The sequence below is a fragment of the Mastigocoleus sp. MO_188.B34 genome, assembly GCF_030065675.1.
In the GTDB taxonomy this organism is placed as follows: Bacteria; Cyanobacteriota; Cyanobacteriia; order Cyanobacteriales; family Nostocaceae; genus Mastigocoleus.
Map to the genome: position 1 here is coordinate 1 of NZ_JASJDK010000025.1, position 21,530 is coordinate 21,530.

At 35.1% G+C, this 21,530-nt stretch carries 14 protein-coding genes; 9 read left to right on the top strand and 5 right to left on the bottom strand.

From position 1 onward, the window contains the following. The first annotated feature begins 778 nt into the window (after window positions 1-778). The 6 genes from QNJ50_RS08925 to QNJ50_RS08950 all read left to right on the top strand — a co-directional run bounded on the left by QNJ50_RS08925 (window position 779) and on the right by QNJ50_RS08950 (window position 12,466). Window positions 779-1,954, top strand: a complete 1,176-nt coding sequence (locus QNJ50_RS08925) for a response regulator (protein ID WP_300634286.1) — start codon at window positions 779-781, stop codon at window positions 1,952-1,954. Window positions 1,955-2,208: 254 nt separating this feature from the next. Next, window positions 2,209-2,571: a response regulator gene (locus QNJ50_RS08930; protein ID WP_300634289.1), complete on the top strand. Its 363-nt coding sequence runs from the start codon at window positions 2,209-2,211 to the stop codon at window positions 2,569-2,571. A 113-nt stretch (window positions 2,572-2,684) separates the two neighbouring features. After that, window positions 2,685-3,158 carry a chemotaxis protein CheW gene (locus QNJ50_RS08935; RefSeq protein ID WP_300634292.1) on the top strand — a complete coding sequence of 158 codons (474 nt, stop codon included), beginning with the start codon at window positions 2,685-2,687 and terminating at the stop codon, window positions 3,156-3,158. Between the two features lie 138 nt (window positions 3,159-3,296). Continuing rightward, window positions 3,297-6,755, top strand: a complete 3,459-nt coding sequence (locus QNJ50_RS08940; RefSeq protein ID WP_300634294.1) for a GAF domain-containing protein — start codon at window positions 3,297-3,299, stop codon at window positions 6,753-6,755. A 244-nt stretch (window positions 6,756-6,999) separates the two neighbouring features. Beyond that, window positions 7,000-10,710, top strand: a complete 3,711-nt coding sequence (locus QNJ50_RS08945; RefSeq protein ID WP_300634297.1) for a hybrid sensor histidine kinase/response regulator — start codon at window positions 7,000-7,002, stop codon at window positions 10,708-10,710. An 865-nt stretch (window positions 10,711-11,575) separates the two neighbouring features. Beyond that, window positions 11,576-12,466 (top strand): lipid kinase, encoded by an 891-nt coding sequence (locus QNJ50_RS08950; protein WP_300634300.1) that lies wholly within the window; start codon window positions 11,576-11,578, stop codon window positions 12,464-12,466. 940 nt (window positions 12,467-13,406) lie between these two features. Here QNJ50_RS08950 and QNJ50_RS08955 read toward each other — a convergent pair. Next, the gene (locus QNJ50_RS08955; RefSeq protein WP_300634303.1) at window positions 13,407-13,538 is read right to left on the bottom strand and encodes a hypothetical protein; all 132 of its coding nucleotides are present in this window, start codon (window positions 13,536-13,538) and stop codon (window positions 13,407-13,409) included. A gap of 462 nt (window positions 13,539-14,000) precedes the next feature. After that, a complete protein-coding gene (locus QNJ50_RS08960; RefSeq protein WP_300634363.1) occupies window positions 14,001-14,840 on the bottom strand; it encodes a prephenate/arogenate dehydrogenase in 840 nt (279 codons plus the stop codon). Window positions 14,841-15,159: 319 nt separating this feature from the next. Here QNJ50_RS08960 and QNJ50_RS08965 point away from each other — a divergent pair, with 319 nt between their 5' ends. From QNJ50_RS08965 to QNJ50_RS08975, 3 genes are all read left to right on the top strand, one after another. Further along, window positions 15,160-16,749, top strand: a complete 1,590-nt coding sequence (locus QNJ50_RS08965) for a pentapeptide repeat-containing protein (protein ID WP_300634366.1) — start codon at window positions 15,160-15,162, stop codon at window positions 16,747-16,749. 306 nt (window positions 16,750-17,055) lie between these two features. Next, the gene (locus tag QNJ50_RS08970) at window positions 17,056-17,646 is read left to right on the top strand and encodes a DUF1517 domain-containing protein (protein WP_300634306.1); all 591 of its coding nucleotides are present in this window, start codon (window positions 17,056-17,058) and stop codon (window positions 17,644-17,646) included. Between the two features lie 165 nt (window positions 17,647-17,811). Next, window positions 17,812-18,687, top strand: coding sequence for a hypothetical protein (locus tag QNJ50_RS08975; RefSeq protein ID WP_300634309.1), 876 nt, complete (start codon window positions 17,812-17,814; stop codon window positions 18,685-18,687). 180 nt (window positions 18,688-18,867) lie between these two features. Here the strand turns inward: QNJ50_RS08975 and aroF are convergent, their stop codons facing one another. The 3 genes from aroF to rpsO all read right to left on the bottom strand — a co-directional run bounded on the left by aroF (window position 18,868) and on the right by rpsO (window position 21,014). After that, on the bottom strand, window positions 18,868-19,923 hold the full coding sequence (aroF, locus tag QNJ50_RS08980) for a 3-deoxy-7-phosphoheptulonate synthase (protein ID WP_300634312.1): 1,056 nt from the start codon (window positions 19,921-19,923) through the stop codon (window positions 18,868-18,870). A 322-nt stretch (window positions 19,924-20,245) separates the two neighbouring features. Continuing rightward, window positions 20,246-20,731 (bottom strand): PAM68 family protein, encoded by a 486-nt coding sequence (locus tag QNJ50_RS08985; RefSeq protein WP_300634315.1) that lies wholly within the window; start codon window positions 20,729-20,731, stop codon window positions 20,246-20,248. 13 nt (window positions 20,732-20,744) lie between these two features. After that, the gene (gene rpsO / locus QNJ50_RS08990) at window positions 20,745-21,014 is read right to left on the bottom strand and encodes a 30S ribosomal protein S15 (protein WP_027840434.1); all 270 of its coding nucleotides are present in this window, start codon (window positions 21,012-21,014) and stop codon (window positions 20,745-20,747) included. Window positions 21,015-21,530: the final 516 nt, after the last annotated feature.

The following is a 21,530-nucleotide window of genomic DNA, read 5'->3' on the forward strand; positions in this document are numbered from 1 at the left end:
AAAATCAGAATTTACACGGTTTTATTTAGTAATATCAATGCTTAGTATTAAGCATAAGCAATTTAACTGGTACTTTATGCAAACAATGTATTGATATTGGTTATAACCAATTTAATACCCCCTTTATAAAGAATATTATTGGTCGATTTTATAGGAATGAAAATTATATTGAGTTTTAACGTTTTTAGGAATCTATCGACTTAATAATTTTGTATAAATAAAGGGATGAAATATTTCTCCTAAGTTAAACCCAGTATATCAAATTGAGTTTAACTTTAGGGAAATTATAGACATGAAAATAACCAAGTTTTGTATTCTCAAAATTCAATAATCCTGGGTAAAAATACATAATAAGTAAATCATCGAACCAAGAAAATCTTACTAAATTACAAAGATGATGTACAAAATACTCAGATACTAGGATTATTTTGCTCTCAAAGGTGAGTAAAATTTTCCATATTATTTTGTATTACTAGTAATCTGTCAAGCAAATATTGAAGGGTAATTTATTGGTACTTAGTTGAGCTACAGGGTTCTTAGATCAATGTTCTTAAATCAATATTTTGTATGTTTGCTGGTATCAGCCTGTCCCTGATAGATATAGTAAAAATGCGAACCCAAATCTTGATATCAACATTTTTAGGTCAAAATTTTTAGAACTGAGATACCAAAATTCCAACTATAAATCATCCAAAGTTGAAAATTACCCTAAGTTGATGTGACAGAGTACCAGTCTTAGTTTTACTGCATATTAACTTATTAATCGAAGGGACAAAATATGAGCCATCCAGAATTGATGGTATCGAGTAATTTACTCGATGAGTTTAAAAAATGTACTCAACTGCAATACAGTGGAAAATTAAACATTAAAAGTTCAAAAGAACATAAATGGAGATTTTACTACCGTCTTGGACGCATAGTCTGGGCTACAGGTGGTACTCACCCTTTTCGCCGATGGCGAAGATACATGGCTCAATATTGTCCAGAGATTAATGTAGATAAAATACAGTTAAGCAGTGATGATATTTCAGAAGATTACTGGGATTATCGTATTCTAGAAATCTTGCATAAAAAGCAGAAAATTAACCGCGAACAAATCAGTACTATTGTTGAGCATACAATCGCAGAACTCTTATTTGATTTAGCTCAACAGGCAAACTTCAATTTTGTTAGCTGCGAACGCAAGCAAGACGTAATCTTGGAAGCTCCAATGAGCTTTACCAGTGCAGATATGTCCTTAAAATTTATGCAGGATTCGTGGAAAATGTGGTCTGAAGGAGGACTAGCAAATTTTTCACCAGACTTAGCGCCGATATTACGTCGCTCTGAGCAACTAGAACAGATGGTTAGTCCATCTGTGTATAAAAATTTTGTAGCTTTGATGAATGGTAAGTATACTTTGCGGGATTTAGCTGTGAAAATGAAGCAAACACCGCTAGCAATTGCACGTTCTCTGCTACCTTATGTTCTCAAAGGCATTATTGAATTAATAACAGTACCCGACCTACCGTTAAAAACAATCCAAAAAAATAAGAAAACAACTCCAGGTAAACCAAACAATTCTGGTGGTTCCCTAATTGCTTGTGTAGACGACAGCCCTCAGGTATCACAAATGTTGGAACAAATATTGATTCCAAATGGGCTACGGCTTGTTAAAATTCAAGATCCTTTACAAGCTTTACCCATATTAATAGAACACAAACCAGAGTTAATTTTCTTAGATCTAGTAATGCCCGTAGCAAGTGGTTATGAAATTTGTGCTCAGCTACGTAGAGTATCTCTTTTTGCTGAAACACCAGTTATTATACTTACGGGAAGTGATGGTCTTTTTGATAGAGTCAGAGCGAAAGTAGTTGGTTCTACGGATTTTATAACTAAGCCTGTAGTTGCAGAGAAAGTCATGAGTGTTATACGCAAATATTTACAGCCACAAAAAATAGCTAATATACGCTAACAGAATAGCGATTTAGTGGATTTTGAAGAAATTAAGGTACTAAAAATTTAATTTTTGCAATTCAAATTTATTACTCATTATATCTTTATTTTTTGCTTGTAGATAGACAAGCTTATACTTTGACTAAATTAAATAAAATCTCAAAATGAGATGACAATAATTCTTCTATATATAAAGTAATTTATCCTTATAGACTTCATTAAAATAGATTTTGCTCGCTCAAGAAAAAACTTTTTAATAGGTAATTAATCATCATGAATACAGTTTTAGTAGTTGAAGATGGATTAACAGATATGGAAATAATCAGTAGTTATTTACAACGTGCTGGATACTCCGTGATAACTGCAAATAGTGGTGAAGATGCCCATAATAAATTAACTCAAAATAAACCAGATATAATTTTTTTAGATGTTATCTTACCAGGCAAAAGTGGATTTGAAATTTGTAGGGATTTAAAAAAGAATCCAAATACTAGCAAAATACCTGTAGTGTTTTGTTCCACAAAAAATACTGATGTAGATAAAATGTGGGGTGATATGTTGGGTGCTGATGCCTATATTTCTAAACCAGTAGATCAAGATGAATTAACAAAAGTTTTGCAGAAGTTTAAAAAGTAATACTAATAATCATTTCATTCAATACAGAATTTTATAAAAAGACTTTTAAAAGATGAATATTTGCATGATAATGTTTTTAAAAACATCAAAAATTCAGTAAAAGGAATATAGATTTGGACAGCAAACATAAATTTTTAAGTTTTAACTTGGGTAATATAGATACAGCCGTAATTTTATTAGAAGATATTACAGAAGTTGTACCAATTTCATTAACAGAAATATGCAGTGTTCCCCAAATGCATAATTATATTTTGGGAATATATAATTGGCGGGGTGAAATGCTATGGATAATTGATTTAGAAGAAATGTTGGGGTATACATCAGTCATACAAGAGGCACCTTTAATTTCAAAAATGATGGTGATTGTTGTACAAGCAGAAGGTAAATCTTTAGGTCTTCTAGTTCGTAAGTTAATTGATATCTACTGGCTAGATACTGATTTAATGAAATCACCAGATCCTCAACTTTTTAAATCAGATATTATTCCCAGATTACATGGTTACTTTATTGATGAGTCCGAGAATATCATTATTAGCTTAGATGCTAATGCTATTATCAAATCTCCTGCTTGGGAAATCTATAGTTAATCGAAATTTATTTATTCTTATTCTTCATATAATGTCGATTTACTAATCATCTCCATTCTTAAATTAAAAAATTGCAAAATAATTCTAATATTTTTCAACTAATTTGTTTATTTTTTTTGTTGTTTGAGGTTTATATTCATGACTGATATTTATCAAGATAGTACAGAAAGAGAATGTCATACAAATGAATTAGATAATGAAGAAAATACACAGGATGATTTCCCTTGCACTCCCTCAGATAAAATTACAGCCATTGTTAATCGTGTAAGTACAGAAAAAAAGACAACTGATGAAATCTTGAAAGATTGGCGACAGCAGTCAACTAAGATAGCCAAGACAATTCGTAAAACTACAAGTATTGATACTTTATCACAAATAGTTAGTTCCGAAATCCGAGAAGTTTTAGAAGTAGATCGGGTTTTTATTTATCAATTTAGTGCTGAAGAATCTGGAATTATTTTAGCAGAATCTATTGCTCAGGGATGGACGCCCACAAAAGGAGAAATTCTCCCAGTAGTTACTTTTGGTTTAGAAACTAAAAGCTTATATTTAGATGCAGTAACAATTGATGATATTGAAGAAGTTGAACTTACACCCTATCAATTACAATTATTAGAAAAATATCAAGTAAAATCCAGTTTAATTCTACCAATTTTTCTCGAAAATGATGTTTGGGGTTTATTGGGAGTACATAATTGTTCTACAGCTTGTCAATGGAAAGAATTCCAAATTAGTTTACTTGAGCGAGTGACAGTTGAAGTTACCCAAAAATTAAGAGATTTGGAAGTCGAGGAAAAATTAGCAGACCAAGCTCAAAAACAACGCTCTCTAAATAAGATTATTGATAAACTCCAACGTCCTTATAAAATCGAACAAATTTTTAAAATTGCAACTCAAGAAGTACGTCAATTACTCAAATGCGAGCGCGTTGCTGTTTATCATTTCGAGCGAGAATGTAATGGTGAATTTATTGCTGAGTCTATAGCTGCTGGTTACTCACCTTTTGTAGGAGATGAAATTCACAATTTCTGGGAAGATACAACTTTACAGGAAACTCAGGGTGATCGCTATCGCGAGCGCGAAACTTTTACAGTTAACGATATCTATCAAGCTGGTCACTCAGAATCCCATCTAGAGATTCTCGAACAATTTGAAGTGAAAGCTTATGCAGTTGCACCAATATTTGTCGGACAAAGATTGTGGGGTTTGGTCACCGCTTATCAAAATACTGCACCCCGTGCATGGAAAAGTTGGGAAGTTAATTTTTTAAAGCAAGTTGCAATTAATTTTGGGATTGCTGTTTCCCAAGCAGAATACATGGAGTTAATCCAAGCTCAGTCAGATCGATTAACTCAAACAACAGAACGTCAGCAACATGTAAGTTATCTGATACGTAAAATTGGTCAAACACTAACAGAAAAATTTACTGACTCTTCCCAGTTTGAGATTATTCTCCAAACCACTGTTGCTGAAGTTCGCCGATTATTACAAGCAGACCATACAGTTATTTATCGCTTCAACTCTGACAGGAGTGGAGATTTTATTGCTGAGTCTTTAGATCGAGGTTGGACTTCTTTTAAAGAAAAACTTACAGAAAAACAAATAGATCCAGATTTACTCCAAGAAAACGCCCACTGCGAGTCTATTCGTTCTTTAGAAAATATTTATAAGACAGACATTGAGCGAAGTGCTTATAAAAATGAAGAGACATACCTTCAAGACCCTCAAGCAATTAAATCTCAACAAAATAAAGCATTTGTTATTAATGATATTTCCCAGGCTCAATTCCCTCGATGCTACAAAGATTTACTAGAACAATTTGAAGCAAAGGCTTATCTAATAGTACCAATTTTTCAAAACAATCAACTATGGGGATTATTAGCAACTTATCAACACTCTGATATTCGTATTTGGGAAGATTACGAAATCAGTGCAATGGGACAAATTGCAGTATTGTTAGGAATAGCTTTACAGCAAGCAGAATACGTACGGGAACTACAAGTGCGATCGCGTAAAATACAACAAGCTGCAGAGCAAAAACAGCTAGTTAGTAATATTGTCGAACGTATCCGTCAATCTACAGGAGATTTAGAAAACCTATTCAACTCTACAGCAAAAGAAATTCGTAGTCTGTTAAGTGCCGATCGGGTTGGAGTATTTCGTTTTTGTGTAGAAAATGGCAACTACGACGAAGGTGAATTTATTGCTGAAGACGTTCTCAAGCCTTATAAATCCATACTCAAAGGTAAGGTTCAGGATCGCTGTTTTAGCGAACAATATCATTCCGGTTATCGCGAAGGTAAAATTCAAGCTATTCCTGATATTTATAATGCTGGTTTTAGTGAATGTCATATAGAAATATTGGCAGAGTTAGAGATTCGGGCAAACTTGATTGTACCCCTCATAAAAGGTGATGATTTGTGGGGATTTTTATGCGTTCACCAGTGTAGGGAACCTAGAAATTGGGAAGAACAAGAAATTGATTTAATCAAACAAATCTCTGGTCAATTTGGAGTTGTATTGCAGCAAGCAGAGTACCTGGAAAAATTACAGATTCAGTCTCAACAATTAACTGCTGCTGCTGCAAACGATAAACAAGCTAAGGAAGAATTCCAAAAACGTGCGATCGAACTGTTAGGAGCAGTCAGACCTGCACTTGACGGCGATTTAACAGTGCGCGCTCCAATTGCAGAAGATGAATTAGGTACAATTGCTGATGCTTATAACAATACTTTGCAAGCATTGCGACAAATAGTTTTACAGGTACAAACAGCAGCTCAACAAGTTGCAGAAAACTCTCAACGTAGTAATGGAGCACTTACAGGATTAACAACCTTAGCTCAACAACAGTCCCACGAGGTGAATGAGGCTTTAAATGAAATTCAACAAACAGTAGATTCAACTCAAGCTGTTGTCGCAAATGCGGAGTCAGTGCAAGTTGTGGTTACCCGCACCAATGCAACAGTCAACCTAGGTGATACAGCCATGAATCGGACTGTGGAAGCCATGGAGACAATTCGTGAAACTGTTGCTCAAACCAGTAAAAAAATTAAACGTTTAAGTGAATCTTCGCAAAAAATCTCTAAAGTAGTAAACCTAATTAGTAATTTTGCAACTCAAACCAACGTACTGGCGTTAAATGCTGCGATTGAAGCAACCCGTGCAGGTGAATATGGTAAAGGCTTTGCAGTGGTAGCAGATGAAGTTCGTTCTTTATCTCGTCAGTCAGCAGCAGCAACCATCGAAATTGAAAAGTTAGTTCAGGAAATCCAAGAGGAAACTGGAGATGTTGCAGTTGCGATGGAAGATGGTATTCAGCAGGTAGTTGAAGGTACGACTCTAGTTAGTGAAACTCGCCAAAATTTGAATGAAATTGTAGCTGCAACAAGCGAAATTAGTAGCTTGCTTCAAGAAATTACCGATGCAACCCAAACTCAAATGTTGCAATCCGTATCAGCAACAGCATCCATGAAGGATGTCGCCCAAATTGCAAATAAAACTGCAGTTGAAGCCAATGGTATTGCAACTGTTTTCCAACAATTATCAGAAATGGCGCAGGAACTATTAATGAGTGCAAGTAAGTTTAAAGTTGACTAAAACAAAGACACATAAACTATTTGCAGTTTATTTTCGAATTTAAATTCTGGGTCAATAAACATAAGGCGTTCTACTAGAACGTCTTTACTCCTAACTCTTGAATTTTGTATAGATCTAGCATCCCACGTCCTTATCATTCATTATTACCCATTACTCATTACTTGTTACTCATTACTTATTACTCATTACTTATTACTTGTTACTTGTTACTCACTCATTCATCCTGATCCCCTAAATTCTGGTTATGACTACAGATTCTTCTATCCGCGAGCAAGGCTATATTTACTTTCTCAGCGAAGCCCCAGAACTATTACAAACCATAGAGGAAGAACTTTCCGATCTCATCGAAGACCGCAGTAAAGCAAAAGTACATAAATTAATGCGTGCTACTCATACCTTAAAAGGGGGAGCAGCAAATGTTGGATTAGAAGCAATTAATAAAATATCTCATTCTCTCGAAGATGTATTTAAAGCTCTCTACAATCCAGAAGTAGATATTGATAATGAACTTTATAATTTACTGTTTCAGTCATTTGAGTGTTTACAATTAGCTTTAAACGCAGAAATTACCGGAAGACCGATAGACCATGATGAACTGCTAGGACGCGCAGCGACAATATTTGCACATTTACAAGAAAAACTTGGTGATGCTTTTGGAGCGGAAACTCACATTCCCACTTCTGAAGAATTGGGATTTGATATTGTTCTATCAATTTTTGAAACTGGGGTGACTCAACGCATTGAAAGTATTACCGAACATCTGAAAAACCCACCACTACCAGCGGAATTTGCTGAGTTTTTATGTGCAGAAGCTGAGGTCTTTCATGGTTTATCAGAATCTTTGAATTTACCTGGTTTTGGAGAAATTGCTCAAGCAACTATTACTGCGCTAGAAACCAATCCTGATAAAGCCTTAAAAATCGGTGAAGTTGTTCTTAGCGATTTACAGAAAGCCAAAGCAGCAATCTTAGATGGCGATCGCACTCGTGGGGGAGAAGCATCACCGGCTTTAATTTCATTTACTCAAGAAGCATTAATTGACGAACAACCAACAACCCCAGATATTCCTAATCCAGGTACCGATTTAGAATTATCAATACCATCGGGAGAAAATATAGGTTTACCTACTCCTAAAATATCATTATCTTCCTTGTCATTAAGAGAACAAATTGAAGAATTATATGAATTTTTAACTCAAAGTATAGATATTAATCAAAAAAAATTAAAACCAAAAAAAGCTAAATTTTATTTAAAAGTTATTCGTTGTATATTAGGTTGGTTCAATCATGAGTTAGATATTGCTTCTCAAGACCTAAGCTTATCTTTACTTATTCCAAACCATAATTCTGAAAGTTCTGTAAAAAGTTTAGAAAATTGGTTGGATCAATTTATTATCTTCTTACAAGCTGAAGAGAAGGAAAGTGATAGTCTTAAAGTCTATCGCTACGGGATCATTTTAACGGTATTATTAACAGTAATCAGATTTAAATATTACCAAGAAGAATCTGATTTTTATCTTCCAGTTATTAACGATATACAAAACAAAATTTCTCAGCTAGCTCGAGAATATAAGAATTTACCTCCTGTCAACGAACAAGAAAAAAATTGGTTGACAAGTCCTCACATTCAAAAATTACTAAAAATCAAAGAAGCTACTCCTCAACCGGAGATTCCAACACTTGAAGATAATATTGTCGAAGCGATATGGGGAGAAGATTTAACATCTATAGAAAACGAGCCAGTAAAAATCGGGGAGCCAGAATTAATTATATCTGCCGAGGATTTAAATGGTTATAGCAAAGAAATCATATCAAGTAATTCTGAACCTGTAAAAATTGTTTCACAAACAGTAGCAGAAACTCAAGAAGCAGTTATTGAACCTGTATTAGAAACAAAAAATCAAAAAGTAAAAATAAAAAATCAATCTCCCACAGAATCTCCTCGAGCAAAACATTCTCGTTCCCAATCATCTGTACGTGTAAACGTAGAAGGATTACAAAGACTCAATTACCTCGCGGGAGAACTGCTAATTCATCAAAAACAGCGAGCTTTACAAGATACACAACTCAAACAAATAATTGAGCAATTAGTTAAGCAAAATCAACGACACCAGTTAACCTTGGAGCAACTACGCGAATTACCACTCTACAAACAGGTGACGTCACAACAGGTGCAAAATTTTGCTTCTGTTGACTTTGACTCTCTGGAAATGGATAAATATACAGAGTATTATCTTAAGCTCAACTCTGCTTTAGAAGAAACACTACAACTACAAGAAACAACAGAATCTTTAGATTTACTACTCAGCCAATCAACTCACATCCATGAGAAAAAACAACGCTTAACCTTAAGTATCATAGACAACTTGGTAGAAGCAAGAATGGTACCTCTGGGTAATATTCTCAATCGTTTCCCCCAAATGGTACGGAACCTAGAAAACCTCTCGGACAAACAAGTAGAACTGAAATTGGTCGGTACTCGTGTTTTAGTAGATAAAGCGATCGCCGAAAAATTATACGACCCTCTATTACATATAGTACGAAATGCTTTTGACCATGGAATAGAAGACTTAGAAGTTCGTCGTCAAAATGGAAAAATAGAAACTGGTTCAATTGAAATTTGTGCTTACCACCAGGGTAGTCAAACAATCATTGAAGTCAAAGATGATGGACAGGGTTTAAATTTAAATAAAATTCGTAATAAAGCAGTAGAATTTGGACTATTAACACCAGAAGCAGAATTTGGCGCTTATAGTTCTGCTCCCACAGAAGAAGAAATTTTAGATTGTTTATTTGCACCCGGTTTTTCTACTGCTGGTAAAGTTAGTGAAATCTCAGGTAGAGGTATTGGGTTAGACATTGTACGTTCCCAACTACATTCTCTAAATGGTTCGGTTACAGTTAGTTCTATACCTCATCAAGGAACAACATTTACACTTAAAATTCCTTTTTCTATGACCACTGATAAATTAATGATTGTTCAAGTAGATAACAATTTATACGCTCTACTTCTAGATTGTATTGAAAAGATATTAATTCCCACTCCCGAACAAATTAAAGAATTTGAAGGAAAAAAAGCACTTTACTGGAAAACAGATAATGACGAGCAGATGATTAGCTTGCGTAAGCTTTCAGATTTTATGGGTTATAATTGCCCGCTTTTTAATGTTGATACTGCTGAGCATAAAGTTTTAAGCGAACATGCGGCAAATATGAAAAGCCCCGTGCTATTACTGCGCAGAGAAAAACAGATGTTAGGTTTAGAAGTGGACCAAATTATTGGCGAACAAGAATTAGTTATTCGACCTTTAGGAAGTACGATTACACCCCCAAAATATGTTTATGGTTGTAGCAGTTTAGCTAGTGGAAACTTAATTTTAGTTATTGATGGAACCTTGTTACCAGAACATGATCAAATGTTAGCGACTTTAGATACTACTTTCTTACCATCAGTAAATAACCATCGTGCTTTGGGTATGGGAAGTGATAATAATCAAACCACGGCTTTACTTAACCCTTCTAAAAATAGTATTAGCCATAATCAGATAAGTTCTCGTGTCGTTTTAATCGTTGATGATGCAATTAGTCTCCGTCAAACCCTTTCACTAACTTTACAGAAATATGGATACCAGGTAATCCAAGCACAAAATGGTGTGGAAGCTTTGGAACAGTTACAAAAAAATCCAAATATACAGTTAGTTGTGTCTGACTTAGAAATGCCACGCATGAATGGATTTGAATTATTAAGTAATATTAGACAAAGTCCAGAATTTATCAAAATACCTGTTATCATTCTTTCATCTCGTAGTGGAGATAAACACCGCCAACTTGCGCAAAATTTAGGCGCAACTGCATATTTAACTAAGCCTTATTTAGAACATGAATTTATTGCTAAAGCTGACGAATTAATTAATTATAGTTCTAAAGAATCTAGTCAATTATTATCAACAAAATAGTTAGTTTTACTATTAATTTAATAGCGAATAGTTAATATAAATAAATTAGATTTAATAACTTAATTAGGTAGGTGAAGAAACGCAGATAGTCAATGTGTTTCTTTTTCTTTTGTAAATAAAGTGGCATAACGGTGCAAATTGATTTTCTACACATATGCTCATTTTCCTTTAAATATCTTTTTGTGGGTTATTTGAAATATATATATAATAAGGAACATGATATATAGTGTAGTGTTTGCCCAGGTTTTGAAAGCGAAAGATAAGTATTGAGAGGTCGTGGGGGATTGACTACTTGTTATAAAAACTCATATATATATTTTTTATGTTTTATTTTTTAATGATAAATCTTTCTTTTTTTAGTATAAGAAATATCAAATGTATAATTTATGAAAATTTTTCATATGGATTTATAAAAAATGAATACTCGATTTGAAGTTATTAAATAGAAATATCAAACTAAATAGTTATAGTTATTTGATTCTAAGTATAAAATGAGCGTTCTTTTAATTCAAAATCAAGAGATAATTTTTATACTATGTTTGCATGGAATGACTTATGAAAATAAATGATATATTTCAATAAAATTAGATTCTATACTTAGTTTTGTTTGTGATAATAATTACTAGGAATTATATCTTCAGAATTTTCCAAAAATAAACGAAAAATATAGTATAAAATTACATTGAAAATACTATTTAATCAATGATATGAACTCACATTTGAGGCATAAACAAAAGAGAAGGCAGGCTTTTAGACATATATTTGTAATGCAAAATACAAATTTTAACAACATAGATGAATTTCTTCATTAATCCTGACAATTTTGTACTCAAAATCATATGGCAAATAATATTGATAAATAATTATGGGTAAGTCTAAGCGTCAGCGAGCATTATTATTAGCTATCAGTACACCCCGTCAAAGTCGCAAGCGTTTATCAGAAGCAATAGGCTATTTACAGCGTTCTGGTTTAGAAGTAATTGCGGAATATCCAGAACAACCCCAAGATATTTCTGAACTAATTCAAACCAATCAAGATGAAGTAGATTTGGTTATTATTGCTGGTGGAGATGGGACTCTGAATGCAGGTGTAGATGCTTTAATTGAAACTAAATTACCTTTAGGTGTATTACCTTTTGGTAGTAGTAATGATTTAGCAAAAACTCTAGGTATCCCTAAAAATTTAAATCAAGCATGTAAAATAATCATCGAAGGTGATATTAGACATATTGATTTGGGATGTGTGAATGGTAAACACTTCTTTAATTTTGCAAGTTTGGGTTTGAGTGTAGATATTACTCAAAAATTAACTAAGAATGCTAAACTCCCCTTGGGAATATTCAGTTATTTTGGTGCAGTCATCCAAGCTATATTGAAATCTCGTCCTTTATCAGTCAAAATTTCTCCCAATAAACCTGTAATACAAACTGTTCAAATAGTTGTGGGAAATGGTCTATATTATGGCGGTAGTAAAGCAGCAGTTGAAAATGCTAGAATTGATGACCAGCAGTTAGATTTTTATTTATTAGAGATAGAACACTGGTGGGAAATCTTTTCTCTTTTACCGGTTATGCGGAGTGGAAATTTTGTTGACTGTCCGCAGATTAGAAGCCTACAAACTCGACAAATTAGAGTAGATACAGGAAAACCTTGTCCAATAAATACCGATGGTGAAATAACTATTTATACACCTGCTACTTTTCGCGTGATTCCCAAAGCTCTACCTGTGTTAGTACCCGCGAAAGTGAAAAGGTGAGCTAATATAGACCTCTTGCATAATTGTTTTGTGGATATGATGGAAGATTTTCAAATGTGCACAAAGTAAGTTAACTTCTATGCAAATTGTGTATGATTTGATTTTGATATATACAGGGTAATTACTTAGAGTGACAGGCTGCATATTTATTAAAGAATAAGCAGTTACACGTCTATACAAAGAAAAATATTTGAATATAATTGATTTTTTCGAGCTACAATAACAATTCCAATGCTCATAATTATTCCATAAATTATTTTTGCAAGAGGTCTTATTAGATAGTTAACAATACACAAAGTATTATCCAGCAATAGTTTCAGTGATAAATTGCCTCAATTTTTTTGTGAGATTTCCCAGAATAATTTCTTTGGGAAAATTGGTAGAGAAATATTTTTACGACCAATAATATCTACCAACTTTTTTATTTAAATTTACTTTAAAAAAGTGTGATATTTATTTTTTTTATACAAAGTACGTATACAGTTACAGTAAAATTTTTAACTCGCGATTATAATTTAAGTTTTGAATATTTTCATGACAATCAAGTGTAATTACTGATTTATTCATCTCTAAATTTCTATTAATATCTAAGCTATAAACACATACTATTCCCAATTGTTGATGAACATTAATATTTTATAACTTGATAAACTTTGTCTTTGTTGTCAGAAGGTTTTCCTATGATTTAGACTTTTAATAACAGGACTATTGAAAAATAAATCTCTACAAAAGTTTTCTGTTTGCCAATTAGATCGAGTTATAACATTTTCAAGTGTTTATCTTAGTAGCTAGTAGCAGTTATTTGGGTGGAAAAAATATTAGCTAGTATAACTAAGTATTAATTGGGATTGCATTACCTTCATTGAAAATATCTGAGGGAAATAAATACAGTGAATAAAATAGCGTTATTTTTCAGTATCAGTTATGTTTTGATAACTTTCTACTTTTTACAAAATTGGTTGAGGTTTTCACGGCGAAACCCCACCTCCAGCCCAGCAGATAAATTTTTATCATTTGTAATGCTGGTAATTACTACTATTTTATGGCCTTTAATTGTTCCTGTGTCTTGCATGGAGATTATTCAGGCTCGCAGACTAGAAGTAGGAACTGTATTCCCCATATTATTTACAGTTTTACTCATCAGTATATCTTTCTACTTTAGTTATTAAATATTGAAAAAATATTAAATGCTTTTTTGATCAATATCGCTTCTACTGATTCTTTGATGGCACACTTTATTTGATAGCCTGTATTGTTCCAAGTCTTTTCCTTGAAAACTGGATACATCATTTCGAACATCATGGCATTAATGTTTTGATATATATTCGGCTTTGTCTATAGGCTTTGACTATCTGAGTGGGTTTATGATTTTTGTAGGTTTATGATTTTTGTAAATGTGTTCGCTGGTAAAGGTGGTAGAGCACAGTGGGGTTATTTTGTTTTCAGTCGTTGTAGTGTTAAATATACTATGTTGAAAATATAGATATGTTTTTCTTCAGGCGTAACAAATTTAATTCTATATTTTCAATATAATCTATTCAGTAAATGCAGGTCTTGCTTTTTGAGTTAGCTGTAATTGTTGTTGTAGACTTTCCCAATTTTCTCGTTCAATTAAGTCAATCAAACAATCCAAATTATGACGATATTCTTGGAGCGAAGTCAATAATTCTTGGCGATTATATTTTGCCATCATTACTCCTAGTTCAGGATTTCCACCACCCACTCGACTGGTATCGCGAAATCCTGAACTAGCTAGTTTTTGAGCTAATTCTACTACTGTATTATCATTTTCGTTTATACAAGCATGCAACAATGAGGCGCTTACCATAACTGGTAAGTGTGAAATCCAACTGACAGCTTTATCATGTACTTCCGGGCTACAGTGATAAATATTAGCCCCTAGTTGACATGCAAGATTTTCCACAGTTTTAAGGGCATAATTTGCGGTTGTATCTACTGGTGTTAATACGTAGGGATTATCCTTAAATAATTTCCTCTTAGCTGCTGTAATTCCACTTTCTGCAGTCCCCGCCATCGGATGTCCGCCAATAAAGTTATTCCATAGAGATGTTGCAGTTTTAACTATAGGTGTTTTAACTGAACCAACATCGGTGATAATTGTCGTTGAAGGTAGATAAGTAATTAACTGCTTGAGTATGGGAACAATAAGTCCTAGGGGTGTACAAATAAATATCACCTCTGCAGATTTTAGGTGACTCATTTCAGTTGATGCTTCATCTACGTTTCCAAGAGTAACTGCTTGCTTGCAAGTAGATTCCTGGCGACTAACTCCAATTATATGATGTCCTTGGTCTCGCAAATCAAAACCCAAAGATCCACCTATTAATCCCAATCCTAAAATACCTATATTCATTGATTTTGACATTTTTATTCTCAATATTTTGTTCTTACTTTACTGATGCACATTCTTTGGTAGTTATAAATACTTAGAGTATTGGATTTCCCCAGGGCATTTTTCAAACTACTCATTTACACTATTAGCTGATTCTAAAATTCCCCAGTCCCCCTGTTTTTCTTTTTTGTTAGAGAAATAAACTGACTCACAATCTCACTAAAAAAGATTTATTCCTATTATTCCTAATAAGGAATGTGAATTAGGGGTTCTTCATTTGTTTCGCTCACAACTAGCAATTCGAGTAATTATTTGGGTTGGCGTCCTAGAGGTAATCTTAATGACGGTAGAAGAATTACTAAAAAAATATGCTTTGGGAGCAAGAGATTTTAGTGCTCTTGACTTGTCAGAAGCTAATTTAATTGGCGTCAAGTTAACTGACATCAATCTAAGTCATAGTAACTTGAGTCTAATTAACTTCAGTGGTGCAAACTTAATATCTAGCAATTTAAGTTATGCCAAATTGAATGTGGCAAGATTGCGGGGTGCTTACTTAAGTAATGCCAACCTAAATAATGCGAGCCTCAATGTTGCTAATTTGATTAGGGCAGATTTAAGCAGCGCTCAATTACAAAAAGCAACCTTAATTCGGGCTGAGTTAATTCGGGCAAATCTTAGCAATGCTAATTTGTGGAAAGCAAATTTAAGTGGTTCAGATTTGCGAGAAGCAACGCTACGACAAGTTAATTTTAATCGTGCAAACTTACACCAGGTTACTTTAAAAGATGCTTCATTGACAGGAGCTAATTTAGAACAAGCTAATTTGAATAACTCCGATTTGGCTCGCTCTAACATGAGCGGCAGTAATTTTCGAGATGCGCAGTTAAAGCAGGCAAACCTCAGTCGTAGTAATCTTAGCGGAGCAAACTTAAGTGGTGCAAATCTTCGTTGGGCTGACTTGAGCGGAGCAAATCTTCGTTGGGCTGATTTGAGCGGTGCTAAACTCAGTGGGGCTAAGTTAGTTGGAGCAGATTTAAGTAATAGTAATCTAACAAATGTAAGTCTGGTTCAAGCCGATTTAACAAATTCAAAGTTAATTAAAACTGAATGGGTCGGTGCGGATCTCACCGGAGCAACATTAACAGGTTCTCGACTTTATGGAACTTCTAGATTTGGCTTAAAAACAAATGACATTATTTGTGAGTGGGTAGATCTCAGTCCCAATGGCGATCGCTCTGTCATTCACAAATTTAACCCTGAAGAATCGAAATGCTTTTTTAATAAGACTTCCCCGACAGTTAAGATTATTGTTGATAAAGCATTAGATTATGAGGCTCATCTCGTGCTCGCTGGTGCTTATTATCAAATTGCTCGTTATTTTCGCCACTTTACCGATGGTGCAGAAAAACATTTAGAGGAACCCCCAAGTATAGAAATTGGAAGTCGCCGTACAGTTATTACTTTTAGGATTAATCGCGATGAATTTTTGTTGGCTGCTGCTTATATCGCAATTATTCCTTTTAAAGATGCTGAATATACCCAAAAAAGTATTTGCATGGCTGTAGATGCAATTACCAGTGAAGATGTTGCTTATTTTTGTTTTTCTAATCCTACTATTGTTCAAAAATTAAAGACACTCATAGAACAAGTTGTTCTTGATATTAGTTCTTTAAAAAAAATGAAAAATTCTTTACAACATTCAGGGAAGAAGAAGTTTTTCCAGGCATCTACACAAATTATTATGACTAACTCAAGCGCTCAGACACTGATGATATACGAAAATCCTAATTTTGGAACAAAAATTGTTAATAACTCTGAGGCGAATACCTATCCTTATAAAGACGACTCGAATAACATACCAAAAATGACAACCCTTTCTCAGAGCATGATTATTGATTTTATTAATGGGTTTTATGAAATTGTTGTCTAGTATTACATTGTTGCTACATTGATAGTACATTTAAAGTTTAGAGACATACCAAAGCCTGTAGCACCCACTTAGGAATGTGGATTCAATACAGTACAAAAGTAGGGTGCTGTTAGCATCGCGTAACGCACCATTCCAAATTTCAAAATTACAGGTTATTAATTAAATTCTCATTCCTTAGCTTGTCTTACCTCTTTATTTACAGGAATTTGAGAATAAATAAATTAGTCATAATTAATAAAAGAAACCATTATGTTTTAATTAATCTGGCTGCATATTAATCAATAACTTAATCTAGGAGGGAAGAAAGTGAGGGACGCTTTTAACAAAATGATGGGGAAGACTCGCTATGTAGTCTCCCGTCTGATGTTACATTTATCTGGTTCGGATGTTGCACCAATTTTAGGTGTATTAAATAGTAATGCCCGCACAGCTGTTAATGCTGATGGGGAAATTACAGTTTTAGGGGAAGTGTTAGTAGAAATTTGTCAAACTCTACTACAGTATGACGAATACTGGCTTTCCGCTAGTAACGAAGGTGAGTTTTTCTGGAATGAAGGTGAAGCTGGTGATTACGTAAACGAATTATTTACCGATTCAGCCGAACGTTACTTGAGCGAGCCTGATTTTAATTCCGATGATGTGGAAGAACCTTTATCCCTTCCAGCTACACGCAATGTAGTTGTGATGATTACGGTTGCATATGAAGGAGAGGAACCGGATTTAGAAACAGACCTTTCTAATATCGAAGCGCTTAAATATGGTCTCAAGGCTTTAATAAATTTAAATTACAAAGAAAAATATCGGGCGATTCAAGTACATTTTTCACCTGCGCGTTTGGGTGATGAGCTTACCAACGATCAGCTTTTACAGTATTATCCCGAACTCATTCCTTTGTAATAAACATAAGTTGACATACTCCCCACATCAATCAATTAGGTACACTAAGTTAAAAAATACCAGTATTCAGGGCGCGCTGACGTGCGCCCTTTTAAAACCCTTCAATATCACTTACCTATCGTCCTGTTCTGGCAATTGTTAAGATTTGATATAGCACAATGTGAAATGCTCATGAAAATATTACGTAAACTTACAGCCGTTTTATTATCCTTAAGTTTGTGTTTAACAACTGTTGCTTGTGGTGGAGGTGTAGAAAATAGTTCTAGCTCAAACCGAAATGTTACTCAAACTAGAACTACTAACACCACTAAAATTAGTGATGGTCAGTATCCAGTACAGCAAGGTTCTTACAACGATGCTGACGGCAGTTATACCTTATTCTTACTCAACAGCAATCCTCCAACTTATACAACCGATAGATTACAAATGGCACGGTTGACTGATGAAGAAATCAAAGAAGGTAAAAGCACCTACCTAAAAGTTGAAAACGGTCAGCCGGCTCTATATTTGACACCGGATTTTAAGTTGGAATTTGTCCACAATGTTACTGAAACAAGGGAAAATCCCCGGACAGGCGAGCAGCAAACAGTTATAGTCCGGCGTGAAAATAGCTTTTGGGCACCCTTTGCTGGTGCGATCGCAGGTCAAGCAATAGGTAGTTTGTTATTTAGACCTCAGTATTATGTACCACCAGTTTATCAACCCGGTGGTGTGTTAACTGGCTATGGTGGATATGGTAGAAGCTATGATGTTGCTGTTGATAGATATCGTGAGCGTTATAATGCTCCGCCTGCATCGGTGAGAAATCGTACTGTATTACGCTCTACTGGTAATCTCAGACGTTCTCCCAGTCGCTCAACTGCAGGTAATCGGAATCGCAATAACACTGGTACCCGTGCAACAGGTTCTGGTTTCGGTGGTAGCAATTTGAGACAATCTGGAAAGAGAAGAACAGTTAGACGCGGTTCCGGAAGCTTTGGTAGTGGTTCTCGTTCTCGCGCTCGACGCTCCTTTGGTAGCGGTAGAGGTAGAAGACGATAAATATTTGAGTAATGAGTAATGTTAGCGTTCACCGCAGGTGCATCTTGGACGCGCTTACAGCGAACAGCGGGGCGCGACCTAGCGTAAGCGTACTGTAAGTATTGCGCACAGTAACAAGTAATAAGTAATGAGTAATGAGTAATAAGTAACTCAACTTGTTACTCATTACTTAAAAGTATCTTAGACAACAGCAGTAGTTTTTTCCCAACGTCCAACAGCTTTACCAATTACTGCTAATTCTTGCATTAATTGCTCAAAACCCTCAGGTGTTAAGGATTGAGGACCATCTGATAAAGCTTTCTTCGGATTGGGGTGAACTTCAATCATTAAAGAGTCACACCCTGCAGCGATCGCAGCCATTGACATTGAAGGTACGTAATTCGCCCAACCAGTACCATGACTGGGGTCGATAGCGATCGGTAAATGAGTCAAATCCCGCAAAACAGGAATTGCAGACAAATCTAAGGTATTACGGGTATATTGACGGTCAAAAGTCCTAATACCTCGTTCACACAAAATTACATTGGGGTTACCCGCAGCTAAAATATACTCAGCAGCCATCAACCAATCTTCAATAGTTGCTGCCATCCCCCGTTTCAAGAATACCGGTTTACTCTGGGCACCAACTTTTTTCAGTAGGGAAAAATTCTGCATATTTCTTGCCCCTACTTGGATAATATCAGCAAATTCTGCGATTGTTTCTAAATCAGCAGCATCCATCACTTCGGTAATAATGCCAAGTCCGGTCGCTTCCCTCGCCTTTGCCAATAATTCTAAAGCACTTTCACCATGACCTTGGAAAGAATATGGAGAGGTTCGGGGTTTATATGCTCCACCGCGTAAAAATTTCGCTCCACTTGCTTTTACACGCTGTGCTGTCTCAATAATCATTTCCTCATTTTCTACCGAGCATGGTCCCGCAATCACCACTAAGGGATGATGCTCGCCAAATACTATAGTTCCAGCAGGAGTATTAACTTTAACTTCAGAAGCTTCTCCGTGACGGAATTGGCGACTTGCTCGTTTGTAGGGTTTTTCTACTCGCAAAACTTGCTCAATCCAAGGACTCACTTCTTGAACTTGCAAGGGGTCTAAGCCAGCGGTTTCTCCCACCAAGCCGATAACAACTTTATGCTTACCAACTATTTTTTCTGGTGTCAGTCCCCAGTTAGTAAGTTCGTCGTTAATACGTTTAATCTCTGCTTCCGGAGAACCAATCTTCATTACTACGATCATTTTTAGCTGCCCTGTATCTTATGAGTGGTTAAGGGACTTCCAATTAAAGAAATATACCATTCTTTTGGGCGTACGTCGGTGCGCCCCTAATAGCAATCAATAGTCATATAAATTATTTTTTGGAAGTCCCTACAGAAATTTTAGACCTCAATGCTTAGTCCCAAAATATAGCTAATGTTGAAGTTATTACTCATAAACTTCAACATTTTGCAAATAATATAGTATTTGACTCGACACCAGAAATAACTAGGAGCGTGATAGCCCCTCACTTTTCAGTAGGGGAGGAAACTCAAGTCATTTACTTCCACCAGAGCGTAAAAAATCACGCTTTGTTTTGCCTACTTTCACGCCATCCTTGTACCATACGACCAATATTTGTAGAGAACTCGCTAAAACCCAGCAGACTTCCTGCTCTGTGTTCATCCCATGAAGCAGAGAGCACACCATAGGTAATACCTAAAACTCCCAGACCAAAGAAACCCAAGTTTACTAGCAATACAGCTAATGGTGGTAACTCAACATTGGCATAAATGAGAAGTAGATAGCTTGTAACTAACGTACCAATACCTAAAGTAGTTGGAACGCCACAAAATACAGCCACCCGTCTAATCATGCGCTGGCTAACCACCTTGGGAATTTCCGTATCTTCTTTGGTGAGGGTTATTTTTTGTGACTGCTGAGCATTTTTTTTTGAGGTTGGTACTCCTTTTTTGGTTGACTTAGCCGGATTTTGACGCTTTTTCTTCGGCTCAAAAGGCAATGAATCATTCTTAGAAGATTCGTTGTTACGTTCTGGTTCGGGAGACATAGGCGTTTAGTTTCTATCCACGAATACCGAGACGACGAATCAAAGTTTGATAGTGTTCTCGGTCTTGTTTCTGAATATACGACAAAAGGCGCTTGCGTTGACCAATAATTTTTAATAATCCTCTACGGGAAGAATGGTCTTTTTTATTGATTCGCAAATGTTGACTTAGGCGGTTAATACGCTCTGTGAGCATTGCGATTTGTACATCAGCCGAACCAGTATCAGTTTCATGAACTTGGTACTCTGAAATTATTTCTTGTTTGTGCTGTTGCGTTAAGGCCATAACCTGAATCCGATTAAGTTTCAATATAATTAATGCAGCAGTTTCTCATATTATCACAGCCCTTATCTTCTCAGATGATACTTGTGAAAACATATGAGAGCAATGAAATTCGAAGTCGAAAATCAATCATCATCTCCATTTGGAATCAAGGAGACGAGCTTTGATTCTAAGTCAAAGACAGTAGGTGCTCCGAACTCTCGATGGAGATTACTGAATGTATACTGATTTCCTTTAATTTTGCGACACTTTTTTATCAAAGGGAATGGAAAACAGAGAACAGGCAATAGATTCAAAGGATTGATGTGCAGCAGTATTTTTTGAGATGGGTATTAGCATAATCATTTTTTTCCAAAACTAAAGATAAACCTTACCTTTTACTTCATCCCATAAATAATCAATTCACAAGTGGGTGAAATGGGCAAAGCTCTCTCATAAAGAGCGCAAAATCATGGGTAAAATAGGTTTTCAGTGATTTCAGAGCATAACTTTACAGAAACTAAATACAATTTGTTATTA

Coding starts and splice junctions, on each gene's coding strand:
- QNJ50_RS08985 (WP_300634315.1), bottom strand. CDS start 20,731: ATGTCTCCCGAACCAGAACGTAACAACGAATCTTCTAAGAATGATTCA.
- QNJ50_RS08960 (WP_300634363.1), bottom strand. CDS start 14,840: ATGAATATAGGTATTTTAGGATTGGGATTAATAGGTGGATCTTTGGGT.
- QNJ50_RS08930 (WP_300634289.1), top strand. CDS start 2,209: ATGAATACAGTTTTAGTAGTTGAAGATGGATTAACAGATATGGAAATA.
- QNJ50_RS08965 (WP_300634366.1), top strand. CDS start 15,160: ATGACGGTAGAAGAATTACTAAAAAAATATGCTTTGGGAGCAAGAGAT.
- QNJ50_RS08955 (WP_300634303.1), bottom strand. CDS start 13,538: ATGCAAGACACAGGAACAATTAAAGGCCATAAAATAGTAGTAATTACC.
- QNJ50_RS08925 (WP_300634286.1), top strand. CDS start 779: ATGAGCCATCCAGAATTGATGGTATCGAGTAATTTACTCGATGAGTTT.
- aroF (WP_300634312.1), bottom strand. CDS start 19,923: ATGATCGTAGTAATGAAGATTGGTTCTCCGGAAGCAGAGATTAAACGT.
- QNJ50_RS08950 (WP_300634300.1), top strand. CDS start 11,576: ATGGGTAAGTCTAAGCGTCAGCGAGCATTATTATTAGCTATCAGTACA.
- QNJ50_RS08945 (WP_300634297.1), top strand. CDS start 7,000: ATGACTACAGATTCTTCTATCCGCGAGCAAGGCTATATTTACTTTCTC.
- QNJ50_RS08940 (WP_300634294.1), top strand. CDS start 3,297: ATGACTGATATTTATCAAGATAGTACAGAAAGAGAATGTCATACAAAT.
- QNJ50_RS08975 (WP_300634309.1), top strand. CDS start 17,812: ATGCTCATGAAAATATTACGTAAACTTACAGCCGTTTTATTATCCTTA.
- rpsO (WP_027840434.1), bottom strand. CDS start 21,014: ATGGCCTTAACGCAACAGCACAAACAAGAAATAATTTCAGAGTACCAA.